This window comes from Amycolatopsis rhabdoformis, assembly GCF_035918295.1.
In the GTDB taxonomy this organism is placed as follows: Bacteria; Actinomycetota; Actinomycetes; order Mycobacteriales; family Pseudonocardiaceae; genus Amycolatopsis; species Amycolatopsis rhabdoformis.
On sequence record NZ_CP142149.1, the window covers coordinates 9,043,521 to 9,069,205 of the forward strand.

Sequence of the window (25,685 nt, forward strand, 5' to 3'; positions counted from 1 at the left end):
GGGGTTCAGGTTTCGTCGGCGAAGTCGGTGATCAGCTCCGCCACCTCGGATGGCTTCTCCACGAACGGCGTGTGGCCCGCGTCGAGGAAGTGGACCTCGGCGCCGGCGGTGCGGTAGCGGGTGGCGCTGGTGGTGTGGTTGTAGAGGCGGTCGCGTCGGCCGAGGAGGGCGAGCGTGGGCAGGCCGAGGGCGGCGACTTGCGCGTCGAGCGGAGTGGTGGCCAGGAGCGCGCGGCGTTCGGTGAGCACGGCGGCGGCCATGGCCGGGCTGGTGGCCGAGAAGTCGGCGTGGGCTTGGCGCAGCGGAGTGCGGCGTAGCGCTGAGCCCAGGGGAGCGAAGGTGGCCACGCGCTGGAGGAGCCGGCCGACGGTGGCGCGGGCGAGCAAACCGTTGCCCGGTGGGAAAGTGGCGTGGGTGTAGTCCGGCGCTTGTCCGATGAGGACGGTCCGGGCCACAGTGCCGGACTCCGCGGCCAGTGCCAGCACCACGTCGGCGCCGAAGGAGTGGCCGACGGCGGTGAGCTGCTCGGCGTGGGCGAGCTTCAGCGCGCCGGCCAGCGTTTGGGCCTGCGAGCGGGCGTCGAGGCCGGTGTGGCCGCCGGTGCAGCCGTGGCCGCGCAGGTCGGGGCGCAGCACGCGGAAGCGGTCGGCCAGCAGGGGAACCAGGCGGTCGTACGAGTGCAGCGAGCCGACGAAGCCGTGCACGAGCAGCACGGCGGGCGCGTCGGCGGGGCCGTCTTCCCGCAGGTGGAGGGCGACCCCGTCGATGTCGTACACCGTGCCGGTCGCGCGGCGCGTCATCCGGCCGCCCGGGCCATCGCGCGGCCGGCGGCGCGGCCGGAGAAGATGCAGCCGCCGAGGAAGGTGCCTTCGAGCGCGTTGTAGCCGTGCACGCCTCCACCGCCGAAGCCCGCGACCTCACCCGCCGCGTAGAGGCCGGGCAGCGGCTCACCGTCGGCCCGCAGCACGCGCGAGTCGAGGTCGGTCTGCACACCGCCGAGGGTCTTGCGGGTGAGGATGTTGAGCCGCACGGCGATCAACGGCCCGTGGGCCGGGTCGAGGATCCGGTGCGGCTTCGCCACGCGCGCCACGCGGTCGCCGACGTAGCGGCGCGAGTTGGCCATCGCCATGAGCTGCAGGTCTTTCGAGTACCGGTTTCCGAGCTCCAGGTCGCGCGCCACGATCTGGCGCTCCAGCGTGGCGGCGTCGAGCTGTGGCCCGCGTGCGATCTTGTTCATGCCGTCGACCAGCGTCGCCAGGTCGTCGGCCACCACGAAGTCCACGCCGTGCTTCTTGAACGCGTCGACCGGCCCCGGCGCGCCCTTCGCGGCGCGACTGAGCAGCGTCTGCTTCAGGTCCTTCTCGGTGATGTCCGGGTTCTGCTCGGAACCCGAGAGCATGAACTCCTTTTCCAGGATCGACTGCGTGAGCACGAACCACGAGTAGTCGTACCCGGTCGACAGGATGGTCTTCAGTGTGCCGAGCGTGTCGAACCCCGGGAAGTTCGGCGCGGGCAGCCGCTCGCCGGTGGCGTCGAACCACAGCGACGACGGCCCCGGGATGATGCGGATCGCGTGGTCGGGCCAGATCGGGTCCCAGTTGTGGATGCCCTCCACGTAGTGCCACATCCGGTCGCGGTTGACCACGCGCCCGCCGGCCGTCTCGGTGATGCCGATCATCCGACCGTCCACCTGGGCCGGAACACCGGGGATCATCGTCTTCGGCGCGGGGCCGAGGCGATCGACCGGCCAGTTCTGCCGCACCAGCTCGTGGTTGTGCCCGATGCCGCCGGAGCTCACCAGCACCGCCGGCGCTGCCAGCTCGAACTCGCCCACGCCGACCCGCGAGGACTTCTTGCCGCGAGGCAGGTCGCTCGGCTCCAGCACGGTGCCGCGCACGCCGGTGACCTCGCCGTCGGTCTCCACCAGCTCGTCGACCTGGTGGCGGAACGCGAAGCGCACCTTGCCACGCTGCTCGGCGGCCAGCACCGGCTCAGCGAACACCCGCACGACCTCGGGCCCGGTGCCCCACGTGAGGTGGAAGCGCGGCACGGAGTTGCCGTGGCCGCCGGCCGTGCCCGCCCCGCGCTCGGCCCAGCCGACCAACGGCGTCACGCGCAACCCGAGCTCGTGTAGGTACGTGCGCTTCTCGTAGGTCGCGAAGCGCACGTACGCCTCGGCCCACTGCCTCGCCCAGAGGTCCTCGTCCTCCCGGTCGAAGCCGGCAGAGTCGAGCCAGTCGCGCAACGCCAGCTCGTAGGAGTCCTTGATGCCGAGGCGGCGCTGCTCGGGGCTGTTCACGAACAGCAGCCCGCCGAGTGACCAGAACGCCTGGCCGCCGAGGTTCGCGCGGTTCTCCTGGTCGAGCACGAGCACCCGGCGCCCGGCCTTCACCAGCTCGTGGGTCGCGACGAGCCCGGCCAGGCCGGCGCCGACGACGATCGCGTCGGGTGCGAAGTCGGTCATCTTCAGTTCTCCTGGGTGTACGCGGTGATGACCTGCACGAAGAGGTCTTCACGCCGCTGGCGGACGAGCGGGTTGGCGGGGTCGATCAGGCACTGCGCGCTCGTGCCGTCGTGCAGCGCGACGAGCGCCTGACCCAGCGCCGCGGGATCGGGAATCGAGCGGCCGGTGCGGGCGAGCAGGTCGACCAGCAGGGGCAGGAGCGCCCCGACGATCGCGTCCTCGCGCGCGGTCAGCACGCGCAGCAGGCTCGGGTTGCGCAGCGCGTGGGCGGTGAACTCGGCGCTCACGCGAAACCACGCGTCGTCCACGGGAATCGCGGGCAGCAGGTGCTGCACGATCGCCCGCACGTCGGCGGGCTCGGTGTTCCCCAGCTGGTCCACCGCGGTCCGCGCGGCCTCGGTCATCGTGGCCGACCGCCGCTCCCACATGGCCAGGAACAGCTCGTCGAGCGAGGCGAAGTTCGAGTAGAACGCCCCGCGCGTGTAGCCGGCGCGCTCGCAGATCTGCTCCACAGTGGACCGCCCGAAGCCCTCCTCGGCGAACACCGGCAGCGCCGCGTCGAGCAGCCGCCGCCGCGTCTCGGCGCGCCGGCGGGGCACGCGCTCGGTGGTGGGTTCGGGCATGTCGTCTCCCTCGTTCGATACGTGAGCGTACTCAATACGTCGATGTATCGAAAGGGGACGTGACGCAGGTCAAGATCGACCTCGCGTGAAGTTCAGGAAGCCTCGACGCCCCGCGCCAGCACCAGCAGCGGCTTGCCCAGCGCCGAAAGCTCGGCCAGCGGATCGCCGTCGACCACCAGCACGTCGGCCGCCAGGCCGGGTTCGAGGCGGCCCGTGACGGCGCCCAGGCCGAGGCCGGCCGCGCTGTCCTCCGTGGCGATTTCGAGGATGCGGCGGCGCGAGAAGCCGAGCCATTCATAGAGCTCGAGCGCGCCGAGCGGGTCGTCGAAGATGGAGCCGGGCAGCCCCGCGTCGGTGCCCCAGAGCAGGCGCACGCCGTGTTCCTCCAGCCACGGCAGGCGGCCGTAGACGCGGCGCGCGAGGTCTTCGCCCATGCGCTCGGCCATCATCCGCCAGTTGCGGCTGCTCGTGGAGCACGCGGAGGTGCCGCCGGCGGCCATGCGGCGCGCGACGTCGCGGCGCAGGTCGGTCTGCTGCGGGCCGGTCATGAACGTGCAGTGCTCGATGGTGGACACGCCGGCCTCGACGCAGTCGGCGATCGCGTCGGCGCCGTGGGCGTGGGCGGCCACGCGCAGCCCGCGCCGAGCCGCCTGCGCGACCACGATGCCGAGCTGGCGCGCGTCGAACTGCGACTCCCACATCTCGGCGCCACCGGGGGTGATCTGGCCGCCGCCGGCCATCACCTTGATCACGTCGGCGCCGTCGGCCGCGTTCGCGTCGATTTGGGCGCGGATCTCGGCGTCGGACGACACCGCGCCGCCGAAGAAGTGGCAGTGTCCATCCGGGACGGTCAGCGGCGGTCCGGCCGCGAGCACGCGCGGGCCGCCGGCCGGCTTCAGGACCGTGCGCGCGCCGAGATCGCGCACGGTCGTGACGCCACTGCGCAGCAGCTGTGCCAGCCGTTCGCGCGCACCGGCGGCGATCGTGGCGTCGTCGCTGGCCAGGAAGTTCGGGAGCATCTCGCGGGTCGCGTCGAAGGACAGGTGCACGTGGGAGTTGACCAGGCCCGCGAGCACGGTCGCGCCGGGGAAGTCGCGCACCACGGGGTCGACGGCGGCCGCGGCCACGTCGTCGCGCCGGCCCGCCGCGACGATCTCGCCGTCGCGCACCAGCACGGCGCCGTCGTCGATCGGGGTCGAGGGCCGCGGCAGCACGCGCGCCGCCGTGATCAAGGTGTCCACGCTCAGTTTTCCTTCCCTGCCAACGAACTCGCCAAGGACAGCAGTGGCCGCACGTCCGATTCCAAGTCCGCGCCGCCGCCCGGCAGCACGAGCTTGGCCCGCCCGTCGCTCACCTCACCCGAGGCCTGGCGGGCCAGCGCTGCGCGCAGGGCGGCGGCCGCGGCGGACGGGTCGTCGACCGCGAGCGAGGCCAGATCCGTTTCGAGGTACGGGCTCAGCTGCACCAGGCCGTCGCGGATCTCGATCACGCGCCGGTAGTAGCGGCGGTGCACGGCGAAGCGGTCGCGCAGGCCGTTGCGCGGCGGTGTGCGCAACACGATGCTCGGGTAGGCGGCGACCAGCAGCGTCCACAGTGGAGCGAGCTGGTGGTGGTCGGCCCGATGCCGGCGCCGCCGGACCACGGCCGAAACCCGCGCACGCACGCCGGGGTAGGTGATGCCGGCCAGGAACAGCACGCTGCCGAGGATCACCAGCGGCACACCGAGCCACAGCAACGCCGGCACGGTCACGTCGAACACCCACGCCACCACGAGGTACAGCGCGCGGAACACGCTGCCGGCCGCCGCCGCGACGAGGCTCGCCGCGCCGATCCGCAGGCCGGTGCGCAAGTGCGGGTCGGCCACGCGCTGGTAGCGAACGATCCACACCGCGCACGCCGTGATCGCGTAGATCAGGTACAGCCCGGCGCCGAAGTAGAACAATGCGATCCCCGGCTCGTGGACGGTGTCCGGCCCGAGCGCGGCACCGCGCAACGGCACCGGCGTGCGCGCCAGCGCCACGGTCATCACCGCGATCGCGGCGGCCAGCGGCACGAGCTCCAGGGCGACGCGGCGCGCCTGGCGCGGGCCGAGCGCGGAGCCGAGGAAGAAGATCAGCAGCGAGCAGACGCCGCACGAGAGCAGCACGTTGTTGGCCAGGCGTGCGCCGCCGGGTGCGGTGAGGCCGTCGAACCAGGTGGTGACCGCGCGTTGCTGCGCGAGGAAGGCCAGCGCGAACGCGGCGATGGTGACCGTGACGGCCCAGTTGGGCAACCGCGGCGAGCGCACCAGCTGGTACACGCGCCACGCGAGCGCGGCGGCGAAGAGGACGAAAAACGCGAGTGTCACAGCCAGCCCTGGTGATCGCCCAGCGTGCCCTGGATGCGCCGCAGGTCGTGGTCGGCCGCGGCGCGCGGGATCGTGTAGTTCAGCACCGAGGCCCACTCCAGGATGATCGTGGCCACGGTCTCGGCTTCCCATTCGTGGGCTTCGTCGTAGGAGGTGCGGCGCAGCGCGCGGCGCACCGCGTCGCCGTCGAGGCTCTCCACGGCCGGGCCGCGCAGGAAATCGGCCGGTTCGGCGTCGCCGCCGGGCTCGTGGTCGGCGAGCAGGTGGCCGAGCTCGTGCAGGATGATGTGGTCCTGGTGGGCCTTGGTCGTTTCCTGCTGGAAGAAGATGTAGTCCGCCGTGGCGGTGGCGATCCAGCAGCCGAACGGTCCGGGTACTTCGAGTGGGTAGGCCATCAGCCGGATCGGCCGGCCGCGGCGCTCGCCGAGCCGCGCGCACAGCTGCCCGACGTCGAGCGGCGGGCTGATGTCGAGGTCCTTCAGCAGCCGCCGGCAGCGTTTGCGCAGTTCGCGTTCCTTCACGGCCCGCTGTGGCCTTCCCGTTCGGCGCGCTCGTAGCGTTCGACGAGGTCGAGCAGGTCCATCACCTGACGCCGGCCCTGCGGCGAGAGCTCCTGCGCGCGCATGGCCATGAGCTTGGCCTCGACCGCAGGTGCGGTGCCGGAGGCGCGCTCGTCCTCGTCGTCGAAGAAGTACGTGACCGGCACGCCGAACAGCTTCGCCAGCGCCTCGACGTAGTGGATCTTCGGGTTGATCCGCTTGCCGGTGGCCAGCTGCTGCAGGTACGCCGGCGACATCGCGGGCCCGCCGGCCCGCTCGATCGCCGCCGACATCTCCCGGTAGCTGTGCGGTGTGCGCCCGTCCGCGCGGGACGAGTCGATCAGTGTGCTCAGCTTCTCCGCGAAGGTGCGTTGCCGTGGCATCACCGCCCCCTTCTCCCTTGCCCGGATCGTAGCGCCGTGTCCACTGTACGCACTTGTTGACACCACCTGTATGCAGTGGTTTACAGTGGCCGCGTCCCGCTCCGGAGTGTCCGCACTCTGGGGGTGTTCGGAACCCGGAGCGGGATCTTGTCCTGCGCCTGGCTCGCCGTGATCAGCCGTTTGTAGTACGCTTGCGTGGTCAAGGTTGATCGCCTCGTAGCGAACCCTTGATCTGGCCTGTTGCCGGAGGTCGACCCCCAGGGCTTCCGGTGACAGGCCCCTTACTTTTTCCGGCCCGGTCAGTCCATCAGCGTGGCGGCCACCGTCGCCCCCAGTTCCTGCAGTGCTTCCAGGGCTGATTTGTCCGGTTCGCCGGTGACCAGCACTGGGTCGGCGACCTGCGTCCAACCGAGCCCTGTGGTGATCGAACCGAGCTGGCGCACGGTGCCGGCGGTGTCGTTGTTGCCGTGCACGTACGCGCCGAACGGGCGCCCGCGCGTCGAGTCGAGGCAGGGGTAGTAGACGGTGTCGAAGAAGTGCTTGAGGGCGCCGCTCATGCTGCCGAGGTTCGCGGGAGTGCCGAGCAGGTAGCCGTCGGCGTCGAGCACGTCGGCCACCGTGGCGCCGAGTGCCGCGCGCCGCACGATTTCCACACCTTCGATGTCCGGGTGTTTCGCGCCGGCGAGCACGGCTTCGAACATCGCCTGCATCGACGGCGACGGCGTGTGGTGCACGAGCAACAGCTTGGCCATGCCCGCAGCCTGCCACTTGTGCGTGCGCCCGCGCGCGGGCAGGCTGGGACCGGTGATGGGGGACAAGCTGCGGCCCCGTCTTGCTGTGGCCGCGCTCGTGGTGCTCGGCGTCGCCGGGCTCGTCAGCACGCTCGCGCTCGTGTTCGCCGCGTTCGCCGACGCGATCTTCAGCCTCGGTGACTGGACCGACGAGGTCGATCGGCTGTGGCCGTGGATGGTGCCTTCCGTGGTGGGCCTGCTGTTCGCGATCGTCGCGCGGCGGCGCGAGTACATCGCCGCGTTCGTGGTGCTGCTGGTGGTCGACGTCGCTGGCCTGCTCGGCCCGAGCCTGCTCGGCCGCGACGTCGAACCCGGTTTTTCCGTGCCGATCAACTCGGCGGTTCAGCTCAGCAGCGTGTCGATGTCCTGACGCGCCGCGCCGAGCCGTGCGTTCGCGGTTTCGCGCGCGGCCGCGAGGTCACCGGTCACCGGGACGACCACCTGCAGGTAGGCCTTCAGCTTCGGCTCGGTGCCCGACGGCCGGATCACCACGCGCAGGCCGTCGCCGCGCAGGCGCAGCACATCGGCGTCGGGCAGCAGGTCTTCCTGCGTCACGGCCACGCCGCCGAGCGTCGCCGGCGGCTGCGCGCGCAGGCCGGCCATGAGCTTGCCGCGCACGGCGAGATCGGTCACCCGCAAGGAAACCTGATCGGTGAGGTGCACGCCGTGGCTCTTCGCGATGTCGTCGAGCACGTCGAGCGGCGTGCGGCCGGCGGCCTTCAGCGCGGCGGCGAACCCGGCAGCGAACACCGACGCGGCGATGCCGTCCTTGTCCCGCACGAAACCCGGGTTCACGCAGAGGCCGAGGGCCTCTTCGTAGGCGAAGATCAGGCCCTCGCCGGCGCGCACCAGCCACTTGAAGCCGGTGAGCGTCTCGGCGTAGCGCGCGCCCGCGGCCTTGGCCAGCTCGCCGAGCAGCGACGAGGACACGATGGTGGTGGCCACGAGCGGATCGGGACTGTCCGTTATGGACAGCAGGTGCGAGCCGAGCAGCACCCCGGTCTCGTCGCCGCGCAGCATGCGCCACGCGCCGTCGCGGCCGCGCACCCCGAGCGCACACCGGTCGGCGTCGGGGTCGAGCGCCACGGCGAGGTCGGCGTCCACTTCGGACGCGAGCTCCAGCAGCAGGTCGGTGGCGCCAGGCTCCTCGGGGTTCGGGAACGACACGGTGGGGAAATCGGCGTCGGGCTGCGACTGCGCGCTCACCAGGTGCACGTCGGTGAACCCGGCCTGCGCGAGGGCTTGTTCGAGGGTTTTCGCGCCGACGCCGTGCAGCGCGGTCGCGGCGATCCTGAGGCCGCGCTCCGGGCCCTGGGGCAGCGCGGCGACCTCGTCGAGGTACGCGCCGCGCGGGTCGACGACCTCGGCACCGGCCGCGCGCGGCACGTCGACGGCAGCCGGCGCGGCCTGAATGGCGCTCTCGATCTCACCGTCGGACGGCGGCACGATCTGGCCGCCGGTGCTGTCGTAGAGCTTGTACCCGTTGTCGGCGGGCGGGTTGTGCGACGCGGTGATCTGGATGCCGGCGATCGCGTCGTAGTGCTTCACCGAATACGCGAGCAGCGGCGTCGGCAAGGGCAGCGGCATGGTCTTCACGGCGAAGCCCGCGGCGGTGAGCACCTCGGCGGCGGCTTCGGCGAACGCTTCGGACCCGTGCCGCGCGTCGCGCCCCACCACGACCACGCCACCCTGCAGCCCCTTGCCGCTGAGCCATTGCGCCACGCCCGCCGTGGTCCGCGTAACGACGGCGACGTTCATCCCGTTCGGCCCCGCGCGCACCGGCCCGCGCAGCCCGGCCGTGCCGAACTCGAGCGGCCCGGCCATGCGGTCGGCGAGGTCGTCGGCCGCCGCGGCGTCGCCTGCGAGCGCCCGGTCGAGCACCTGCTGCAGCTCCTCGCGAGTGGCGGGGTCCGGATCTTCGGCGATCCACCGGTGGGTGGCGTCGCGCAGCTTCGTGTTTTCCACCGCGTCAGCGTACGGGTTTCGGGCGCCGTACTCCGTTCATCACGAGGAGCAGGTCCTCGATCGCCGGACGATCCGGATCTTGGCGGAATTCGCCTGACGGAAGCGCGGGTCAGTCACTACCGTCAGCGGGGTGCGACTTGTGTTCACTTCCCTCGCGTCCCACGGTCACCTCTATCCCCTGCTGCCGCTCGCGGTCGCCGCGCGTGGGGCGGGGCATGACGTCGTGTTTGCCACGGCGGAGGATTTCCACCCGGTGCTGGAGAAGGCGGGCCTGCGGGCCGAGAGAGCCGGACTCACGATCTACCAGGCCTTCGCTTCGCAGTACGCCGGTGATCCGGCGCAGCGGCGGCGCGAGGCGTCGGACGAGGAGATGGCCGAGGTCATCGGGCAGGTGTTCGGGCGGGTGCTGCCGGAGCGGTTCGTGGCCGACCTCGGGGTGCTGTTCGAGCGCGAGCGGCCGGACCTGGTGATCTACGAGGTCGGCAATTCCGGCGGCACGTTCGCGGCGATGAAGGCCGGCATCCCGGCGATGGGCCACGGCTTCGGGCGCGTCTCCAAGGACGGCCTGATGACCGAGATCCGCGGCGCGCTCGACGAGTACGCGGCCGAGCTGGGCATCGCCGGTGGCGATCGGCCGTCGTGGGGTAATCCGTTCGTGGACATCTGCCCGCCGTCGGTGCAGTCGCCGGAGTTCGTGGCTCGGGCGCGGCGGCTGCCGTTGCGGCCGGTGGGCTGGAGCGACTCGGGTGACCTGCCCGCGGGGGTCGTGGGCCACGAGCGGCCGCTGGTCTACCTCACGCTGGGCACCACGCCGATGAGCCAGGCGCACGTGCTCGGCACCGCGATCACCGGGCTCGCCGCGCTGGACGTCGACGTGCTGGTGGCGACCGGTCCGTCGGTGGACGTCGCCGCGCTCGGCGAGGTGCCGGCCAACGTGCGGCTCGAGGGGTGGGTGCCGCAGTCGGAACTGTTGCCGCACGTGGACCTCGTGGTGCACCACGGCGGCAGTGGCACGACGATGGGCGCGTTTTCCGCCGGGGTGCCGCAGCTGGTGCTGCCGCAGGGGGCGGACCAGTTCACGAACGCCGAGGCCGTGGCCGCCGCCGGTGTGGGGGAGCGGTTGCTCGGCGACGCCGTGACCGCCGACGCCGTGCGGGATCACGCCCGGCGCCTGCTGGCCGACTCGACGGTGGCCGACGCGGTGCGGGTGCTGGCGGCGGAGGTGGCGGGGATGCCGTCACCGGAGGAAGTCGCGGGGCAGCTGCCGGATTACGTCTGAGGTCGGTGAGGGGCGCCTTCGCGGAAGGCCTGCGCTTCGCCCGAAACCGGCGGAAGGGCACCTTCCCGTAAGGCCTGCGCCTCGCTCAAAACCCGGACAGGGCGCCTTCGCGGAACCAGATTCCGCGAAGGCGCCCTTCACCCGTCAGATCACGCGCGAGCGATCAAGTCCTTCAACAACGACCCCATCCGCGTCGCCGCTTGTCGGCCCGCTTCCAGGACCTCTTCGTGGTTCAGCGGTTCACCCGTCATGCCGGCGGCGAGGTTGGTCACCAGCGACAGGCCGAACACCTCGACCCCGGCCGCGCGCGCCGCGATGGCTTCCAGGACCGTCGACATGCCGACGAGGTCCGCGCCCATCGTGCGGAGCATGCGGATTTCGGCGGGGGTCTCGAAGTGGGGGCCGGTGAGGCCGGCGTACACGCCTTCCTCCAGCGAACCGTCGATCTCCTTCGCGAGGCCGCGCAGGCGGGCGGAGTACAGGTCCGTGAGGTCCACGAACTTCGCGCCGACGATCGGCGAGCGGGCCGTGAGGTTGAGGTGGTCGGAGATCAGCACCGGCTGTCCGACGGTGAAGCCCTCGCGCAGGCCGCCGGCCGCGTTGGTGAGGAGCACGGTGCGGGCGCCGGCCGCGGCGGCGGTGCGCACGTTGTGCACCACCGGGTCGATGCCCTTGCCCTCGTAGAAGTGCGTGCGGCCCAGCAGTACCAGCGCGCGCTTGTCGCCGATCTTCAGCGAGCGCACGGTGCCGCCGTGGCCCACGGCGCCGGGAGTGGTGAAACCGGGCAGCTCGCCGAACGGGATCTCCGCCTCGGCCGTCCCGATCACGTCCGCGGCCGGGCGCCAGCCCGAGCCCAGGACCACGGCGATGTCGTGCTTCTCGACGCCGGTCCGCTCGGCGATGGCGGCCGCGGCCGCTTCCTCGTGGTTGGTCATGGCGCCGAGCGTATCCGGACGCCGCGGACGATCAGGAACACGACCAGCCCGAACGGCGACAGGAAGATCGTGAGCACCAGCACCGGGCTGACCAGCCACCACGGCACCCCGAGCCGCCGCGCCTCGAAGAACATCCAGCGGCCCAGGAACAGATCGAACGCGATCAGCTGCGCCCACAGCAGCGCGGCCCCCGTGGCTGACCCCGCAAACGCTTGCAGCAGCGTCAAGTCCGGCCGGCTCGCCGCCTGCCACAGCTCGCCGAAGTGCGGCAACGCCAGCGCGAAGTAGCAGACCAACGGCAGCAGCGGCACCCACGGCGACGCCATGATCCGCCGCGTCCACCGCCAGGTCGGCGCGAAGATCATCAGGGCCCAGAAGGGCGTGGCGAGGGGGAAGGTCCAGGTGAACAGCTGCTGCGTCATCGCACGAGCTCACGCGAAGGCCGGTACACCGACGCCACGCCGCCGAGCACCACGGCGGCCAGCAGCGCGCCGGCGGCCGTCAACGTCGGCGCGCTCGGGTGGACCAGCGACTCGCCACGCAGCGCTTGCCAGGTGACGAGCGCGACGAGGCCCGCGTAGCCCAGCGTCGCGACCCACACGAGCCGCACGCGCACGGCGCTGTCGCGCAGCCGAGGGATGCGTGTGGCGAGCAGGCCGAGGCCGAGCGCGACGAGCGGGAGCAGCTGCAGCGCGTGCATGCCGGCGAAGTGCGGGATGCGCAGGTCGCCGCCGGTGGTGCTCCAGCCGAGGATCGGCAGGCCGGGGCCGCCGTCGGTCACGCCGACGCTGTGGGCGCCGACCAGCGCCGACGCGCCGGTGGCCTTCAGCGACGCCATCTGGGCGGCAGTGGGGCTCGTCATCAGGGCGCCCAGGCCGATGCCGATGAGCGAGATGACCGCGCCGGTGCGCACGGCCCAGTGCGTGGCGCGGTCTTCGAGGCGGGTGAACATGAGCAGAACCGTGAGCACGAGCGTCGCGATCCAGATCACCGCGACCATGCCGCCCATGATCTGGAACAGCGTGTTGTCCAGCGGCGTCGCATTGTTGAAGTGGCTCGGCCGGCCGCGCACGGCCTGGAACACCATCACCGCGTACTCGGCGATGAACAGCACGATGACCACGTTGGTGGCCACGTGCGCGGTCCGGCGGAAGCGCGGCAGCAGCGACACGAGCCAGCCCCAGGTGAAGAAGTACAACGCGCCCGAGATGGCGAACTTCAGCAGCTTCGCCCACACGGGCGCGCCGAGCACCGTGCGCTGGTCCACCACCATCGCGGCGACGCACGCCAGCGCCGTGATCGCGAGCGCGGCCGCGACACGGGTCGACGGCCGGTGCCAGGTGGCCAGTCCGGTCGTCGGGATCTGCAGGGTCATGACGTCCTCCCAGAATGGATAGTTAGAGTATCCGTTATGGGAAGCTAAACTATCCACGCTGAGAAGTCCTCAGGGTTTTTCCCCGAAGTCGGAGAGTGATGCGGCCGTGCGGATGGCCGAGTTGAGCGCCGAATCCGGCATGCCGGTGGCGACGATCAAGTACTACCTGCGCGAGGGCCTGCTCCACCCCGGCGAGCGCACCAGCCCCAACCAGGCGCGCTACGGCGACGAGCACCTGCAGCGCCTCAAGCTTGTCCGCGCCCTGCTCGACGTCGGCGGCCTGTCCGTGGCCACCGTCGGCGGCGTCCTCGCCGCGATCGACGCCGGCGCCCCCACCAACGAGGTCCTCGGCGTCACCCAGCGCGCCCTCGTCGGCGGCACCGCCGACGGCGACGACGAGGCCCGCGCGTGGGCCCTCGACCTGCTGAAAAACCTGGCCGACGCGCACGACTGGAAGTTCGTGCCCGAGCACCCCGCCGCCCCCGGCCTGGTCGCCACGCTGTGCACCCTGCGCGCCCTGGGGCACCCCGCGCTGCTCGACGCCATCGAGGACTACGCCACCCTCGCCGACCGCATCGCCGAGGTCGACCTCGACACCTTGGCCGCCGCGCCGTCACTGGACCGCATCGTGGAGGCGGCCGTGGTCGGGACCGTGCTGGGGGACCGGCTGTTCGCGGGGTTGCGCAGATTGGCGCAGGGGGCTGAGTCGAGACGCCGTTATCCGGACGGTCTGCGCTGAGCCGCTGCTGGCGTGGGTGACCAGGTCGGCTTGGTCTACGCCCGCGGTCTCGTGCTGCGGCGCTCGATCCAGTGGCGTCGAGGTCGAGGTCAAGCCGGGCATGCTCGATGCTCGGCTGTCGCCGGGCCGCGGCATGGAGGGGGCTGTCGCCGCGACGGTGCTGGGGATCGGTTGTTCGCCGGGTTGAGTTCGGAGCTGAGCCGCGGCTTCGTTACCCGGATGGCCTGCGCCGAGCCGCGGCTGCTCGCGTGAGGATGAGCAGGTCGGCTTAACCTGCGCCCGTGGTTTCGTGCCGCGGCGGTCGATTTCGTCGGCAACGAGGTCGGGGCGGGCATGCCCGCCGCCCGGTTGTCGGGCCGCGTCGTGGAGGCGGCCGTGGTCGGGACCGCGCCGCGGGACCGGGTGGTTGCCAGGACGCGGAGCCGAGGCGTCGTTATCCGGATGGCCTGCGTTGAGCCGTTGCTGCAGATGCTGGGCTGCGTGACCAGGTCGGCTTGGTCTACGCCCGCGGTTTCGCGCCGTTACCCGGACAGCCTGCGCTGAGCCGCTACTGCTCACCCGGGAACGACAGCGTCGGCTCGATCATCGACCAGGTTTTCGTGCCGCCGTCCTCGATTTCGGTCGGGACGGTGAGCGAGACGACCCACAGGGCGTCGTTCGAGGTCTTGAGGAGGGCGTAGGTGGTGCGGGTGATGCCGGGGCCGGAGTCGGTGTCGGTGCCGCGGGGCTGGCTGTGCTCCACGGTGCGGTAGGTCATCTCGACGCCGGCCTGCGTCTGCACGGGGCCGCGGGCGAAGCTGAACGACTTGGGCCCCGCCGCGGACTGCAGGCTGCTCTCGTACTCCGAGAGCTTGTGCTTCCTGAGGTAGCTCGGGAAGCGCTCGATGCGCAGCGACTGGTGGCCGTCGGGGGACAGGTACTGCACGACCGTGGACGAGCCGAGGCTGTTGGACGTGCGCCCGGCGACGAACCGCTGCCAGCCCTCCGGCACCGACACCACGTACTCGGTGTCGCGCGACGCGTTGGCCGTCTCGCTCGCGTTGCCGCGCTGCTGCACCAGCTTCACCTCGGCCGGCGGCTCCGGGTTGCCGGCCGAGCCGGCGGGGGCTGCGCTGCCGGCGGGTGGCAGCACCGGCTGTCCGCTGATCAGGCGCGCGAGCGCGAACCCGCCGACGCCGGCGATGAGGAACAGCACCACCGCGGCCAACGCGAGCAGCGCCGACGCCCGCGTGGTACGGCGAGAAGAAACCGGCACCGAAACCGGAACGGGTGCGGCCGGCGCGTCCTGGCGCAGGAACGGCAGCGGGCCGGGGTCCGCCGCGAGCGCGCCGCTGGCTTCCGCCTTCTTCTCCGTCGGCGCCACCGTCTCGAGCACCTGCGTGTCGGTGGCGTCGAGCTGGGCGGAGGTCTTCCGGCCGTCCGGCGTGCGGAACAGCTCGGGCCCGAACAGGTCGAGCGCCGTCTTGCCCTGCAACGGGTACAGCCGGTGGCGCACCTCGCGCAGCGAGATCCGTTTCTCCGGCTCCTTCTTCATCAACGCGGCGATCACGTCGGCCAGCGGGCCCGGCTTCGGCTTGGGCACCGAGCCGTTGACGACCTTGCCGACTGTCTCCAGTGGATCGCCGTCGGCGTCGTACGGCGGGGCGCCCTCGACGGCGGCGAACAGCGTGGCGCCGAGGCCCCAGAGGTCGGCCGCCGGCGTGACCGCGCCGCCGGACGCGACTTCCGGCGCGATGTAGGCGGGCGAGCCGAGCATGATCCCGGTGCGGGTCATGGTGGCTTCGGAAACGTTGCGGGCGATGCCGAAGTCGGTGAGCTTGATGCGGCCGTCGCCGGCCACGAGCACGTTGCCCGGCTTCACGTCGCGGTGCGTGATGCCCGCGTCGTGCGCCGCTTCGAGCGCGGCGGCCACGGCGATGCCGACGGCGGCGGTCTGTTCCACGTTGAGCGGCCCGTGGTCGCGCAGGATGTGCGCGAGGCTGCGCGAGGGCAGCAGCTCCATGACCACGAACGGTTCGTTGTTGTCGCGCGCGACGTCGTGAAGGATGATCACGTTCGGGTGGGACAGCACGGCGATGGCGCGCGCCTCGCGCAGCGTGCGCTCGCGCAGCTCGTCGGCCTGCGACGCCGGGACGCCCGGCGGCAGCTTCATCTCCTTGACGGCCACCGGCCGGTGCAGGAACTCGTCGTAGGCCGACCACACCGTGCCCATCGACCCCGAGCCGAGCACGGACCGCAGCCGGTAGCGCCCGGCGACCACCCGGGCCTCGGCCGCGCCGGATTCTTTTGTGCTCGACTCGTTCGGGCTCGGCTCTTCCTTCGAGGACGACACCCCCTGATTGTGTCGTAAGGCACCGACACACTTCGACCCAGTGTGCAAGACCGGCCCCACCCGTGTTCCGCGAATACCCCTGAACTCTCTGGTGGGGCGACTAGAGTCACAGGTGCCGGCACTGGCGTGCCTCTACCATCACTGGGTATGACGAACGTGGCTGGACCGGAGTCGGTGCCGATCTCCGAACCCGAGCTCGCGCTGGCGGCCGAGTTTCCGGCCTCCGACCGGGCCCGGTGGCAGGAACTCGTGGCGGGCGTGCTGCGCAAGAGCGGTCGCCTGCCGGAGGACTTCGCGGGCGCGCCGGAGAGCAAGCTCGTCACCCCCACGTACGACGGCATCGACATCCAGCCCCTGTACACGCGTGAAGACGCGGTCGGCGAGCCCGGCTATCCGGGCCTGCCGCCGTTCGTGCGCGGCGCGCGGCCCGAAGGGGTGATCGGCACCGGGTGGGACGTGCGCGTGCGTCACCTGCGGGCCGACGCGAAGGCCACGAACACCGCGATCCTCGCCGACCTCGAAGGCGGCGCCACGTCCGTGTGGCTGCGCGTGGGCGGCGACGGGCTCCCGATCGACGGCCTGGCGGACGCGCTGAACGAGGTCTACGTCGACCTCGCCCCCGTGGTCCTCGACGCCGGCGCCGACTACGCGGCCGCGGCCGAAGCGCTGCTGGACGTGTTGGCCGAGCGCGAAATTCCGCCCAGTGAGGCTGTGGCCGTGCTCGGCGCGGACCCGATCGGGTTCGGTGCGCGCACCGGCGAAGCGCTGCCGGTCGCTCCGGCGGCCGAGCTGGCCGCGCGCGTCGCCGCGAAGTACCCGAAGGTGCGCACGCTCGTGGCCGACGGCCTGCCGTTCCACGAGGCCGGCGGTTCCGACGCGCAGGAGCTCGGCGCGACCATCGCCGTCGGGGTCGCGTACCTGCGGGCGCTCACCGAAGCCGGGCTGGACGTCGCCGCCGCGGCCGCGCAGCTGGAGTTCCGGCTGGCCGCCACGGCCGACCAGTTCCTCACCATCGCCAAGTTCCGCGCCGCGCGCCGGCTGTGGGACCGCGTGCTCGAAGTTTCGGGCGCTCCCGCCGCCGCGCGTGGTATGCACCAGCACGCCGTGACCTCGCCCGCGATGCTCACGCAGCGCGACCCGTGGGTGAACATGCTGCGCACCACCGTCGCCTGCTTCGCCGCGGGCGTCGGCGGCGCGGACGCTGTGACCGTGCTGCCGTTCGACGCCGCGATCGGCCTGCCCGACGCGTTCTCCGCGCGCATCGCCCGCAACACCAACGCGGTGCTGCTGGAGGAGTCGAAGCTCGGCAGTGTGATCGACCCGGCGGGCGGCTCCTGGTACGTGGAGCAGCTCACCGACGAGCTGGCGAAAGCCGCGTGGGCCGAGTTCACCGCGATCGAAGGCGCGGGCGGCGTCGAGGCCGAGCTGGCCTCGGGCGCGCTGGCCGCGCGGCTGGCCGCGACGTGGGACAAGCGCGCGCAGCGCCTGGCCACGCGGCGCGACCCGATCACGGGCGTGAGCGAGTTTCCGAACCTGGCGGAGAAACCGGTGACCAGGGACGCGGTGGAGTCCACCGTGGACGGTGGCCTGCCGCGGCACCGCTACGCCGAAGCGTTCGAGAAGCTGCGGGACGCCTCCGATGCGTACCTGGCCGAGCACGGCGAACGGCCGAAGGTCTTCCTCGCCACGCTCGGGCCGGTCGCCGCGCACACCACGCGGGCGGGCTTCGCGGCGAACCTGTTCCAAGCCGGCGGGCTCGACGTCATCAACCCGGGGGCGACCGACGACTTGGCCGGGGCGTTCCGGGAGAGCGGTGCGCGCGTCGCGTGTCTTTGTGGCACGGACGCTGCCTACGAGGAGCAAGCGGCTGAGGTGGCCGCGGCTCTGGGCGCCGAGAGCGTGCTGCTCGCAGGGAAGGCGAGTTATCCCGGCGTCAGTGGCAACGTGTTCGCAGGTTGCGACGCGCTCGAAGTTCTGACCGGCATCCACACTCAGCTGGGAGTGTCCGCATGAGCATCCCGAATTTCGCCGACGTGCCGCTCGGCACTCCCGAGCCCGGGGATCGCGCCGCGTGGGCGCAGGCCGTGCAGGAGATGACCGGCAAGGGGCCCGACGCGCTGGCGTGGGAGACGCCCGAGGGCATCGGCGTGAAGCCGGTGTACACGGCCGAGGATCTGTCCGATGTGGACTTCCTGGGCACGTACCCGGGCATCGCGCCGTTCCTGCGCGGGCCGTACCCGACGATGTACGTGAACCAGCCGTGGACGATCCGCCAGTACGCCGGCTTCTCCACCGCGCAGGAGTCCAACGCGTTCTACCGGCGCAACCTCGCGGCCGGGCAGAAGGGCCTGTCGGTGGCCTTCGACCTGGCCACGCACCGCGGCTACGACTCCGACCACCCGCGCGTGTCCGGCGACGTCGGCATGGCGGGCGTGGCGATCGACTCGATCTACGACATGCGCCAGCTGTTCGACGGCATCCCGCTGGACAAGATGTCGGTGTCGATGACCATGAACGGCGCCGTGCTGCCGGTGCTCGCGCTGTACGTGGTCGCGGCGGAGGAGCAGGGGGTGAAGCCGGAGCAGCTCGCGGGGACGATCCAGAACGACATCCTCAAGGAGTTCATGGTCCGCAACACCTACATCTACCCGCCCCAGCCCTCGATGCGGATCATCTCCGACATCTTCGCGTTCACCTCGCAGCACATGCCGAAGTACAACTCGATCTCGATCTCCGGCTACCACATGCAGGAAGCCGGGGCGACCGCCGATCTGGAGCTGGCGTACACGCTGGCCGACGGCGTCGAATACCTCCGCTCGGGCGTCGACGCCGGGCTGGACGTGGACAAGTTCGCGCCGCGGCTGTCGTTCTTCTGGGCGATCGGCATGAACTTCTTCATGGAGGTCGCGAAGCTGCGCGCAGCTCGGCTGCTGTGGGCGAAGCTGGTGAAGCAGTTCGACCCGAAGTCGGAGAAGTCGCTTTCGCTGCGCACGCACTCGCAGACGTCGGGCTGGTCGCTCACCGCGCAGGACGTGTACAACAACGTGACTCGCACCTGCGTCGAGGCGATGGCCGCCACGCAGGGCCACACGCAGTCGCTGCACACCAACGCGCTCGACGAGGCGCTGGCGCTGCCCACGGACTTCTCCGCGCGCATCGCCCGCAACACGCAGCTGTTGCTGCAGCAGGAATCCGGCACCACGCGCGTGATCGACCCGTGGGGTGGCAGCGCGTTCGTGGAGAAGCTGACCTACGACCTGGCGCGCAAGGCGTGGGGCCACATCGCGGAGGTCGAAAGCGCCGGCGGCATGGCGCGCGCGATCGACGAGGGCATCCCGAAGCTGCGCATCGAGGAGGCCGCCGCGCGCACGCAGGCGCGCATCGACTCCGGCCGCCAGCCCGTGATCGGCGTGAACAAGTACCAGGTCACCGACGACATCGACATCGATGTGCTGAAGGTCGACAACGCGGGCGTGCGCACGCAGCAGCTGGAGAAGCTGCGGCGGCTGCGCTCCGAGCGTGATCCGGCTGCGACGGAAGACGCGCTGCGTCGGCTCACCGAGGGCGCGCAGGGCGGCGGCAACCTGCTGGCGCTGGCGATCGACGCGGCGCGGGCCAAGGCCACCGTCGGCGAGATCTCCGACGCGCTGGAGAAGATCTGGGGCCGCCACTCCGGGCAGATCCGCACGATCTCCGGCGTGTACCGGGAAGAGGTGGGGAAGTCGGACAACGTCGAGAAGGCCCGTGCGCTGGTCGAGAAGTTCGCGGAGGACGAGGGCCGCCGGCCGCGCATCCTCATCGCGAAGATGGGCCAGGACGGCCACGACCGCGGCCAGAAGGTGATCGCCACCGGCTTCGCCGACCTCGGCTTCGACGTCGACGTCGGCCCGCTGTTCTCCACGCCCGGCGAGGTCGCGCGGCAGGCGTCGGAGGCCGACGTGCACGTGATCGGCGTGTCTTCGCTGGCCGCCGGGCACCTGTCGCTCGTGCCGGCGCTGCGCCACGAGCTGGCCGAGCTGGGCCGCTCCGACATCATGGTCGTGGTCGGCGGCGTGATCCCGCCACAGGACTACGACGAGCTGCGCACTGCGGGCGCCGCCGCGATCTTCGGCCCGGGCACGGTCATCGCCGACGCGGCGATCGGCCTGCTGGAGCAGCTCGCGCACCAGGAGTCCTGAGCCTTGCCGCGCCGGATCGACGTCGCCGCCTACGCCAAGGGCGTCCTCGCGGGCGACCGCGGCACCCTCTCGAAGGCGATCACGCTGGTCGAGTCGCACCGGGCGGACCACCGCGCCCAGGCGCAGGAACTGCTCGTCGAGCTGCTGCCGCACGCCGGGGGAGCCCAGCGTGTCGGCATCACCGGCGTCCCGGGCGTCGGCAAGTCGACTTTCATCGACCAGCTCGGGACGGACCTCACGGCTGCCGGCCATCGCGTCGCGGTTCTGGCCGTCGACCCTTCGTCGACCCGCACGGGCGGCTCCATCCTGGGCGACAAGACGCGCATGTCGCGGCTGGCGGTGGACCCTCACGCTTTCATTCGTCCTTCACCGACCTCGGGGACGCTGGGCGGCGTCGCGCGGGCCACTCGCGAGACGATCGTGCTGATGGAAGCCGCGGGGTTCGACGTGGTGCTGGTGGAGACCGTGGGCGTCGGACAGTCCGAGGTCGCGGTGGCGAACATGGTGGACTCGTTTTTGTTCCTGACGCTCGCCCGCACTGGTGACCAGCTGCAGGGCATCAAGAAGGGCGTGCTCGAGCTGGCGGACGTGATCGCCGTGAACAAGGCCGACGGTCCCCATGCTCGTGATGCCGCCCGCGCCGCCCGGGAGCTTTCCGGCGCGCTGCGGATGATCTACGGGAAGGACGCCCCGTGGACGCCGCCGGTGCTCACCTGCAGCGCTCTGGAGGGCTCGGGCCTGGACGAGGTGTGGGCGACGATCGGGCGGCACCGCGCGCTGATGCAGGAGTCGGGGGAGCTGGATGCGCGCCGCCGGCAGCAGCAGGTGGACTGGACTTGGTCGATGGTGCGGGAACAGCTGCTCGACCGGCTGACTTCGCACCCCGCGGTGCGTTCGCAGGTGGCGGATGTGGAGCGGGCGGTCCGCGAGGGTGAGCTGACGGCGACGTTGGCGGCGGAGCGGATTTTGACGGCGTTTGGGGAGCCGACGGAGGGTTGACGGGCGGCTGACGGCTGAGGGGCGGGCTGCCGGGCTGGTGGCTTGCTGCCGGGCTGGTGGTTTGCTCGGTGGCGGGTTTTGCCAGGTGTTGTGCTTCGTGGCGGAGGATGCGGCAGCTTGCTGGTCCGGTGGCTCGTCTCGTGCGCCTCTGCCGCATCTCGCCGCGTGGTGCGCTGCTTTGCCGGGCCGCTATGGGTCTTGCCGCGCGCCGAGGCACCTTGCCGCGCGCCGAGGCACCTTGCCGCGCGCAACGGCACCTTGCCAACCGGCGCAACTTTTTGACCGACGCTGCTCTCTCCTCGCCAGCCGCTGCTCCGCCTCGCTGGGTGGCGCCGCAGTTGCCAACTGCGCCCTGCCTCGCCGCTCCGCCGGACAGACCCCCGCCCTCCTCGGGGGGCCTATCTCCTTCGTCAAGCCCAGCGACGATGCCAGCCGTCTTCTCCGGGGTGACCGTGTGGCGCCATTCCGCTGCCGGGCAAGGCGTCCGGCCCGCTCGCCGGGAAAAGGGGTCGCTCAACAGGGCGGTGCCGAACCATGATCCACACTCGTGAAGATGTCGAAGCGGTCCATGGTCCGGGCCGCCGCCCGCAACAACGCCGAGTGGTGTGCGGTGATGAGCCGATCGCACGGTGTCGCGAGTGAGTTCGGGGAACAAGCATGGGCCGCCCCGTCCCGCACCCCGCTGTATTACCCAGACTCGGTGACGCTGGTGCCTTGCGCCAACCCGGCCGCGCTGGCGGCCCGGATCGACACCACTGCGCCTGGCGCCTCGGTCAAGGACAGTTTCGCTGACCTTGACCTGACAGAGGCCGGCTTTGAAGTTTTGTTCGACGCGCAGTGGATCCACCGTCCGGCGAACGCGCCCGCCATCCCCTCGGATCTGGCTTGGGACGTGGTAGATGACACAGACACGCTGAGCGCCTGGGCTCTGGCCTGGGACAATGGGGACGACAACGCGAATCTGTTCCGGCCCGAACTGCTCGACGACCCGGCCACCTTCGTGCTCGCCGGACACTCCGACGACGGCCGGGTGGTCGCCGGAGCAGTGGCGAGCAGCAGCGAGCAAGTGGTCGGAATCTCCAACGTCTTCGCACTCGACGGCCCTGACGCAGCCTGGCTGGTCGTACTGAATGCGGTGCACCGGCTGTTCCCCACCCTGCCGGTGGTCGGCTATGAGCACGGTGACGACCTGGCAGCCGCCGTGCGCCACGGCTTCGAGCCGGTCGGTCCGCTGCGGATTTGGACCCACCGGGGGCACGGCTGAGTCAGCCGCGCGGGTTCAGAGCTCTGGTGCCTGCTGCTCCCCGTGGCCGACGGCGGCTGTGTCCCGCAACTGCGGAGGGCGGCGCCGCGGGTCAGGCAGCTGGTGCCGGTCGTGATTCGTAGAACGTTCCGTCGCGGAGCATGGCGAACAGGAGGTCGACGCGTCGTCGGGCGAGGGTCACGAAGGCCTGCCGTACCCGTCGCCGGGCCGGCGGTCGTGCCCCTGATCAGCGGTCTACCGGTGCCTGGTGACACCACCCCCCCGGATTATGCGTACGACCGGGGGAGACAGTTATGCCGGGTTCGAAGGCCGGGAGCCCCATTTCGGGGCGACGAAAAAGGTAACGGGGGCGTCCCTGTTCCAGTCTGTCGGCCCCTGACCTCGAAAAACGGCAGAAGTGAAATCTGTGGACAACTCGGCCGCAAGCGCCCGACCTGTGGACAACTGCCCACCAGATCGCGCCTGAGTTCGGGAACCGGCCGGCGCCCGAGCCCCCACCCCCGTTCGAGTGCTCGTAGTAGAACTCGGGCCGTTGAGTCCACCCTCGGTGGCCCAGCGGCCCCGTTCGACTGACGAACGGTCGCCCGATGTGACTTTGGTCTGACCTCATGACCGCTCCACGTTCAGTGACGACCGGTCACCGTGTGGTGGTGCGGTCGGCGGGCGGTGGCGCGGGGTGAGCGGAGGGCCGCACCGCGTGGCGGCTGACGGGGAGGGGGTTCGGCGGGCAGAATGCGGACCAGTGCCGTAGAAGGGATGTCATGGCGAAGGTGCGGGGACTGGTGCTGGCCGGAGCGCTGGGTGCGCTGTTTTTCTGTGCGGTGCCGGCGTCGGCGCAGGCGGGGCCGGGACAAGCCCAGGTCCAAGTCCAGGTCCAGCAGGCCCAAAAACACCAACTCCGGGTCACCATCGACCAAACCCCCGCCGCCGCAAAAGCCCTGGTCCCGGCTCCGCAGCAGGCCGCGCCCGGGCCGGTGCTCGACCCCACCCAGACGGACAAGGCCAACGCCCAGAAAACCCGCAGCAAGCTGATCGCGGGCGGGGTCGCCGTGGTGCTGCTCGCCATCGTGTTCTTCGGGCGCCGGGCGCGGTCGAAGAAGAGCAAGGGCTGACGAGGCCCGTTCACCCTGACCGAATTCCGCCGGGCCGTTCAACGCAGATCCGCTACCGGCCGTCTCGGGTCCCGTGCCGAGACGCGCGCCTTGCCACCTGCATGGTGCACGATCATCTGCAAATGCGTACGACAGATCGAACGGCACTGTGCGTGTGCCCAGGCGGCGTGGCCCCATACGCTGCCCGTGTTGCGGGAGGAGGTGCGGCGTGACCGTGCTCGATTCACGTCCGGACGTTCCAGGCGACCCCGAGGGTCGCGTCGCCAACCCGATCGAGGAGCCCACCGCGCTGATCACCGAGGCCGGCGTCAGCATGGCACCTGTGGACGATCTCGGTGCGGGCCGCGGCCCGTTCTGGCTGGACGACTGGCTGCGCGCCAACGTCACCGACGTGCTGGCGTGGCGCCGCCACATCCATGCCCACCCGGAGCTGTCGCGGCACGAGTTCGCGACCACGGAGCTGGTCGTGTCGCTACTGCGCGCCGTCGGCCTCAAGCCGTGGGTGCTGCCCGGCGGCACCGGCGTGGTGTGCGACATCGGCCAGGGCGAGCGGTGCGTGGCGCTGCGGGCCGACATGGACGCGCTGCCCCTCACGGAGGACACGGGCCTGCCCTATTCCTCCACCACCGAGGGCGCGGCCCACATGTGCGGCCACGACGCCCACACGGCCATCCTGCTGGGCGCGGCCCGCGCGCTGGCCGGAGCGCCCGAGCTGCCGGGCCGTGTGCGCCTGATCTTCCAGCCCGCCGAGGAGGTCATGCCCGGCGGTGCGCTGGACATGATCGCGGCGGGCGCGCTCGACGGCGTCGAGCGCATCTTCGGCCTGCACTGCGACCCGCGGCTCGAAGCGGGCAAGATCGGCACCCGCGTCGGGGCGCTCACCTCGGCCGCCGACCTCATCGAGCTGCGCCTCACCTCGCCCGGCGGGCACACGTCGCGGCCGCACCTCACCGCGGACCTCGTGTACGCGCTGGGCACGGTCATCACGTCGCTGCCGTCGGTGCTGTCGCGCCGCGTCGACCCGCGGTCGGGCACGGTGCTGGTGTGGGGCGCGGTCCACGCGGGCCAGGCCGCCAACGCGGTGCCGCAGGACGGCGTGCTGCGCGGCACGCTGCGCACGGCCGACCACGAGGTGTGGACGTCGCTCGAGCCGCTCGTCGCGTCGTCGGTCGAGTCGCTGCTCGCGCCCATCGGCGTCGGGTTCTCGCTCGACTACCGCCGCGGCGTGCCGCCGGTGGTCTCCGACCCGGAGTCCACGGCGCTGCTGCGCGCGGGCGTCGAAGCGGCGCTCGGTGAGCAGGGCCTCGCCGGCACCGAGCAGTCCTCCGGTGGCGAGGACTTCGGCTGGTACCTCGAACACGTGCAGGGTGCGTTCGCGCGCCTCGGCGTGTGGCCCGGCCCGCCGGCCGCGCAGGCTGACATCCACCGCCCCACCTTCACGCTCGACGAGCGGGCGCTGATGGTCGGTGTCCGCACACTGGTCCACACCGCGCTGGCCGCTCTGGCCTGAGTTGTCCACAGGTTCACCCGCTTGAGTTATCCACAGCCCAGCCGAGCTGTGGATAACTCAAGCGGGTGGTTTTTGCGTCTCCGCAAAGCCCTGGGGACACCTATTTCACCCGGTCTCGTGAACCCTCATCAGGCCGCGCTCCGACCTATTCACCCGCGGTGATCGCCGCGCGCCGAACTACCGCGGCAACAATGCTTGAAACGAGCGTTTTTACTGACGCCCCAACGGGTTCTGGCCACTGCTAAGCACCTTTGACAACACCGCCGACGGCTGCGAAACAAAGCGTCTCAAGCGGAAAAGGTGAAGCGGTGTCAGAGCTTTACCGGCTGATAGTGAACACCGTTCATGATGCCCAGGTCGGCGCGTGAATCCGCCGAGTTGTCCACAGGGCTGTGGTCAGCCGGTGATCCCGGAGCACGGCCGGGTGCGCAGGTCATCCACATAGTCGGCCGGCGCTCCGGCGGCCTCCGCGGCGTCGGCAAGCACGCCGAGGTAGCGGGCCGAAGGCAGGCCGCCCTCGTACGCGTCGAGCACGTAGAGCCACGCCAGCACGGAGCCGTCCATGGTCTGGACCCGCAGGCGGATCTTGTTGTGCATGCCGAGCTCGCCGCCTTCCCAGCGGTCGAGCCCGGTCTCGTCGAGCGAGGTCACGTCGTAGAGCACCACGAACACCCGGGAACCGGCGTCCTCGACGATCGTGGCCAGCGCACCTTCCCAGCCGAGGTCCTCGCCCCCGAAGGTCAGCCGCCAGCCCTCCAGCCAGCCGGTGCCGGCCATCGGTGCGTGGGGGGCGCGCTCCAGCATCTGGGCGGGCTCCATGTTCGATCCGTAAGCGGCATACAACGGCACG

General features: G+C 71.3%; 23 protein-coding genes. 9 read left to right on the forward strand and 14 right to left on the reverse strand.

The features are described from left to right. Positions 1-5: 5 nt before the first annotated feature. The 8 genes from VSH64_RS42070 to VSH64_RS42105 form a co-directional block, all read right to left on the reverse strand. Positions 6-800, reverse strand: a complete 795-nt coding sequence (locus VSH64_RS42070) for an alpha/beta fold hydrolase (protein WP_326568290.1) — start codon at positions 798-800, stop codon at positions 6-8. Next, positions 797-2,464, reverse strand: coding sequence for an FAD-binding dehydrogenase (locus tag VSH64_RS42075; RefSeq protein WP_326568291.1), 1,668 nt, complete (start codon positions 2,462-2,464; stop codon positions 797-799). Before VSH64_RS42075 ends, VSH64_RS42070 begins: the two co-directional genes overlap by 4 nt. A gap of 2 nt (positions 2,465-2,466) precedes the next feature. Further along, positions 2,467-3,087 (reverse strand): TetR/AcrR family transcriptional regulator, encoded by a 621-nt coding sequence (locus tag VSH64_RS42080; RefSeq protein WP_326568292.1) that lies wholly within the window; start codon positions 3,085-3,087, stop codon positions 2,467-2,469. 92 nt (positions 3,088-3,179) lie between these two features. Continuing rightward, positions 3,180-4,328 carry an amidohydrolase family protein gene (locus VSH64_RS42085; protein WP_407655600.1) on the reverse strand — a complete coding sequence of 383 codons (1,149 nt, stop codon included), beginning with the start codon at positions 4,326-4,328 and terminating at the stop codon, positions 3,180-3,182. A 2-nt stretch (positions 4,329-4,330) separates the two neighbouring features. Continuing rightward, entirely contained in the window at positions 4,331-5,434 is a 1,104-nt protein-coding gene (locus VSH64_RS42090; protein ID WP_326568293.1) for an MAB_1171c family putative transporter, read from the reverse strand. After that, positions 5,431-5,955: a hypothetical protein gene (locus tag VSH64_RS42095; RefSeq protein ID WP_326568294.1), complete on the reverse strand. Its 525-nt coding sequence runs from the start codon at positions 5,953-5,955 to the stop codon at positions 5,431-5,433. Before VSH64_RS42095 ends, VSH64_RS42090 begins: the two co-directional genes overlap by 4 nt. Further along, positions 5,952-6,356: a helix-turn-helix domain-containing protein gene (locus VSH64_RS42100; protein ID WP_326568295.1), complete on the reverse strand. Its 405-nt coding sequence runs from the start codon at positions 6,354-6,356 to the stop codon at positions 5,952-5,954. The genes VSH64_RS42095 and VSH64_RS42100 overlap by 4 nt, the downstream gene beginning before the upstream one ends. A 299-nt stretch (positions 6,357-6,655) precedes the next feature. After that, a complete protein-coding gene (locus VSH64_RS42105; RefSeq protein ID WP_326568296.1) occupies positions 6,656-7,108 on the reverse strand; it encodes a flavodoxin family protein in 453 nt (150 codons plus the stop codon). 55 nt (positions 7,109-7,163) lie between these two features. Between VSH64_RS42105 and VSH64_RS42110 the strand changes: the two genes are divergently transcribed. Next, positions 7,164-7,517, forward strand: coding sequence for a hypothetical protein (locus VSH64_RS42110; protein ID WP_326568297.1), 354 nt, complete (start codon positions 7,164-7,166; stop codon positions 7,515-7,517). Here VSH64_RS42110 and VSH64_RS42115 read toward each other — a convergent pair. Next, positions 7,490-9,112 carry a phospho-sugar mutase gene (locus VSH64_RS42115; protein WP_326568298.1) on the reverse strand — a complete coding sequence of 541 codons (1,623 nt, stop codon included), beginning with the start codon at positions 9,110-9,112 and terminating at the stop codon, positions 7,490-7,492. The genes VSH64_RS42110 and VSH64_RS42115 overlap by 28 nt on opposite strands. 130 nt (positions 9,113-9,242) lie before the next feature. Between VSH64_RS42115 and VSH64_RS42120 the strand changes: the two genes are divergently transcribed. Then, positions 9,243-10,391, forward strand: a complete 1,149-nt coding sequence (locus VSH64_RS42120; protein ID WP_326568299.1) for a glycosyltransferase — start codon at positions 9,243-9,245, stop codon at positions 10,389-10,391. A 149-nt stretch (positions 10,392-10,540) separates the two neighbouring features. On the opposite strand, the gene VSH64_RS42125 is transcribed toward VSH64_RS42120, so the two are convergent. Genes VSH64_RS42125 through VSH64_RS42135 form a run of 3 tightly spaced genes read right to left on the reverse strand, consistent with a single transcriptional unit; the run spans position 10,541 to position 12,701 of the window. After that, on the reverse strand, positions 10,541-11,326 hold the full coding sequence (locus VSH64_RS42125; protein WP_326568300.1) for a purine-nucleoside phosphorylase: 786 nt from the start codon (positions 11,324-11,326) through the stop codon (positions 10,541-10,543). Beyond that, positions 11,323-11,748 carry an ABA4-like family protein gene (locus tag VSH64_RS42130; RefSeq protein WP_326568301.1) on the reverse strand — a complete coding sequence of 142 codons (426 nt, stop codon included), beginning with the start codon at positions 11,746-11,748 and terminating at the stop codon, positions 11,323-11,325. Before VSH64_RS42130 ends, VSH64_RS42125 begins: the two co-directional genes overlap by 4 nt. Beyond that, a complete protein-coding gene (locus VSH64_RS42135) occupies positions 11,745-12,701 on the reverse strand; it encodes a hypothetical protein (protein ID WP_326568302.1) in 957 nt (318 codons plus the stop codon). Before VSH64_RS42135 ends, VSH64_RS42130 begins: the two co-directional genes overlap by 4 nt. A gap of 112 nt (positions 12,702-12,813) precedes the next feature. On the opposite strand from VSH64_RS42135, the gene VSH64_RS42140 reads away from it, so the two are divergent. Continuing rightward, a complete protein-coding gene (locus VSH64_RS42140; protein WP_326568303.1) occupies positions 12,814-13,440 on the forward strand; it encodes a MerR family transcriptional regulator in 627 nt (208 codons plus the stop codon). 547 nt (positions 13,441-13,987) lie between these two features. Here VSH64_RS42140 and VSH64_RS42145 read toward each other — a convergent pair. Continuing rightward, positions 13,988-15,700 (reverse strand): serine/threonine-protein kinase, encoded by a 1,713-nt coding sequence (locus tag VSH64_RS42145; protein WP_326838190.1) that lies wholly within the window; start codon positions 15,698-15,700, stop codon positions 13,988-13,990. Between the two features lie 219 nt (positions 15,701-15,919). Here VSH64_RS42145 and VSH64_RS42150 point away from each other — a divergent pair, with 219 nt between their 5' ends. The 6 genes from VSH64_RS42150 (at position 15,920) to VSH64_RS42175 (ending at position 24,835) form a co-directional block, all read left to right on the forward strand. Then, positions 15,920-17,785: a methylmalonyl-CoA mutase family protein gene (locus VSH64_RS42150; RefSeq protein WP_326568304.1), complete on the forward strand. Its 1,866-nt coding sequence runs from the start codon at positions 15,920-15,922 to the stop codon at positions 17,783-17,785. Continuing rightward, entirely contained in the window at positions 17,782-19,950 is a 2,169-nt protein-coding gene (gene scpA, locus VSH64_RS42155) for a methylmalonyl-CoA mutase (RefSeq protein WP_326568305.1), read from the forward strand. The genes VSH64_RS42150 and scpA overlap by 4 nt, the downstream gene beginning before the upstream one ends. A 3-nt stretch (positions 19,951-19,953) precedes the next feature. Next, positions 19,954-20,949 carry a methylmalonyl Co-A mutase-associated GTPase MeaB gene (gene meaB, locus VSH64_RS42160; RefSeq protein ID WP_326568306.1) on the forward strand — a complete coding sequence of 332 codons (996 nt, stop codon included), beginning with the start codon at positions 19,954-19,956 and terminating at the stop codon, positions 20,947-20,949. 553 nt (positions 20,950-21,502) lie between these two features. Beyond that, positions 21,503-22,213 carry a hypothetical protein gene (locus VSH64_RS42165; RefSeq protein WP_326568307.1) on the forward strand — a complete coding sequence of 237 codons (711 nt, stop codon included), beginning with the start codon at positions 21,503-21,505 and terminating at the stop codon, positions 22,211-22,213. 761 nt (positions 22,214-22,974) lie between these two features. Then, the gene (locus VSH64_RS42170) at positions 22,975-23,325 is read left to right on the forward strand and encodes a hypothetical protein (protein ID WP_326568308.1); all 351 of its coding nucleotides are present in this window, start codon (positions 22,975-22,977) and stop codon (positions 23,323-23,325) included. Between the two features lie 208 nt (positions 23,326-23,533). Continuing rightward, a complete protein-coding gene (locus VSH64_RS42175) occupies positions 23,534-24,835 on the forward strand; it encodes an amidohydrolase (RefSeq protein ID WP_326568309.1) in 1,302 nt (433 codons plus the stop codon). Positions 24,836-25,231: 396 nt separating this feature from the next. Here VSH64_RS42175 and VSH64_RS42180 read toward each other — a convergent pair whose 3' ends face one another. Beyond that, complete coding sequence (locus tag VSH64_RS42180; protein WP_326568310.1) at positions 25,232-25,684, reverse strand: gamma-glutamylcyclotransferase; 453 nt, start codon at positions 25,682-25,684, stop codon at positions 25,232-25,234. Position 25,685 lies beyond the last annotated feature (1 nt).

Excerpts from the sequence above, each read along its gene's own strand:
- VSH64_RS42070 (WP_326568290.1), bottom strand. The coding sequence starts at position 800 with ATGACGCGCCGCGCGACCGGCACGGTGTACGACATCGACGGGGTCGCC.
- VSH64_RS42075 (WP_326568291.1), bottom strand. The coding sequence starts at position 2,464 with ATGACCGACTTCGCACCCGACGCGATCGTCGTCGGCGCCGGCCTGGCC.
- VSH64_RS42080 (WP_326568292.1), bottom strand. The coding sequence starts at position 3,087 with ATGCCCGAACCCACCACCGAGCGCGTGCCCCGCCGGCGCGCCGAGACG.
- VSH64_RS42100 (WP_326568295.1), bottom strand. The coding sequence starts at position 6,356 with ATGCCACGGCAACGCACCTTCGCGGAGAAGCTGAGCACACTGATCGAC.
- VSH64_RS42105 (WP_326568296.1), bottom strand. The coding sequence starts at position 7,108 with ATGGCCAAGCTGTTGCTCGTGCACCACACGCCGTCGCCGTCGATGCAG.
- VSH64_RS42110 (WP_326568297.1), top strand. The coding sequence starts at position 7,164 with ATGGGGGACAAGCTGCGGCCCCGTCTTGCTGTGGCCGCGCTCGTGGTG.
- VSH64_RS42125 (WP_326568300.1), bottom strand. The coding sequence starts at position 11,326 with ATGACCAACCACGAGGAAGCGGCCGCGGCCGCCATCGCCGAGCGGACC.
- VSH64_RS42130 (WP_326568301.1), bottom strand. The coding sequence starts at position 11,748 with ATGACGCAGCAGCTGTTCACCTGGACCTTCCCCCTCGCCACGCCCTTC.
- VSH64_RS42135 (WP_326568302.1), bottom strand. The coding sequence starts at position 12,701 with ATGACCCTGCAGATCCCGACGACCGGACTGGCCACCTGGCACCGGCCG.
- VSH64_RS42140 (WP_326568303.1), top strand. The coding sequence starts at position 12,814 with ATGGCCGAGTTGAGCGCCGAATCCGGCATGCCGGTGGCGACGATCAAG.
- VSH64_RS42150 (WP_326568304.1), top strand. The coding sequence starts at position 15,920 with ATGACGAACGTGGCTGGACCGGAGTCGGTGCCGATCTCCGAACCCGAG.
- scpA (WP_326568305.1), top strand. The coding sequence starts at position 17,782 with ATGAGCATCCCGAATTTCGCCGACGTGCCGCTCGGCACTCCCGAGCCC.
- VSH64_RS42165 (WP_326568307.1), top strand. The coding sequence starts at position 21,503 with ATGTCGAAGCGGTCCATGGTCCGGGCCGCCGCCCGCAACAACGCCGAG.
- VSH64_RS42170 (WP_326568308.1), top strand. The coding sequence starts at position 22,975 with ATGGCGAAGGTGCGGGGACTGGTGCTGGCCGGAGCGCTGGGTGCGCTG.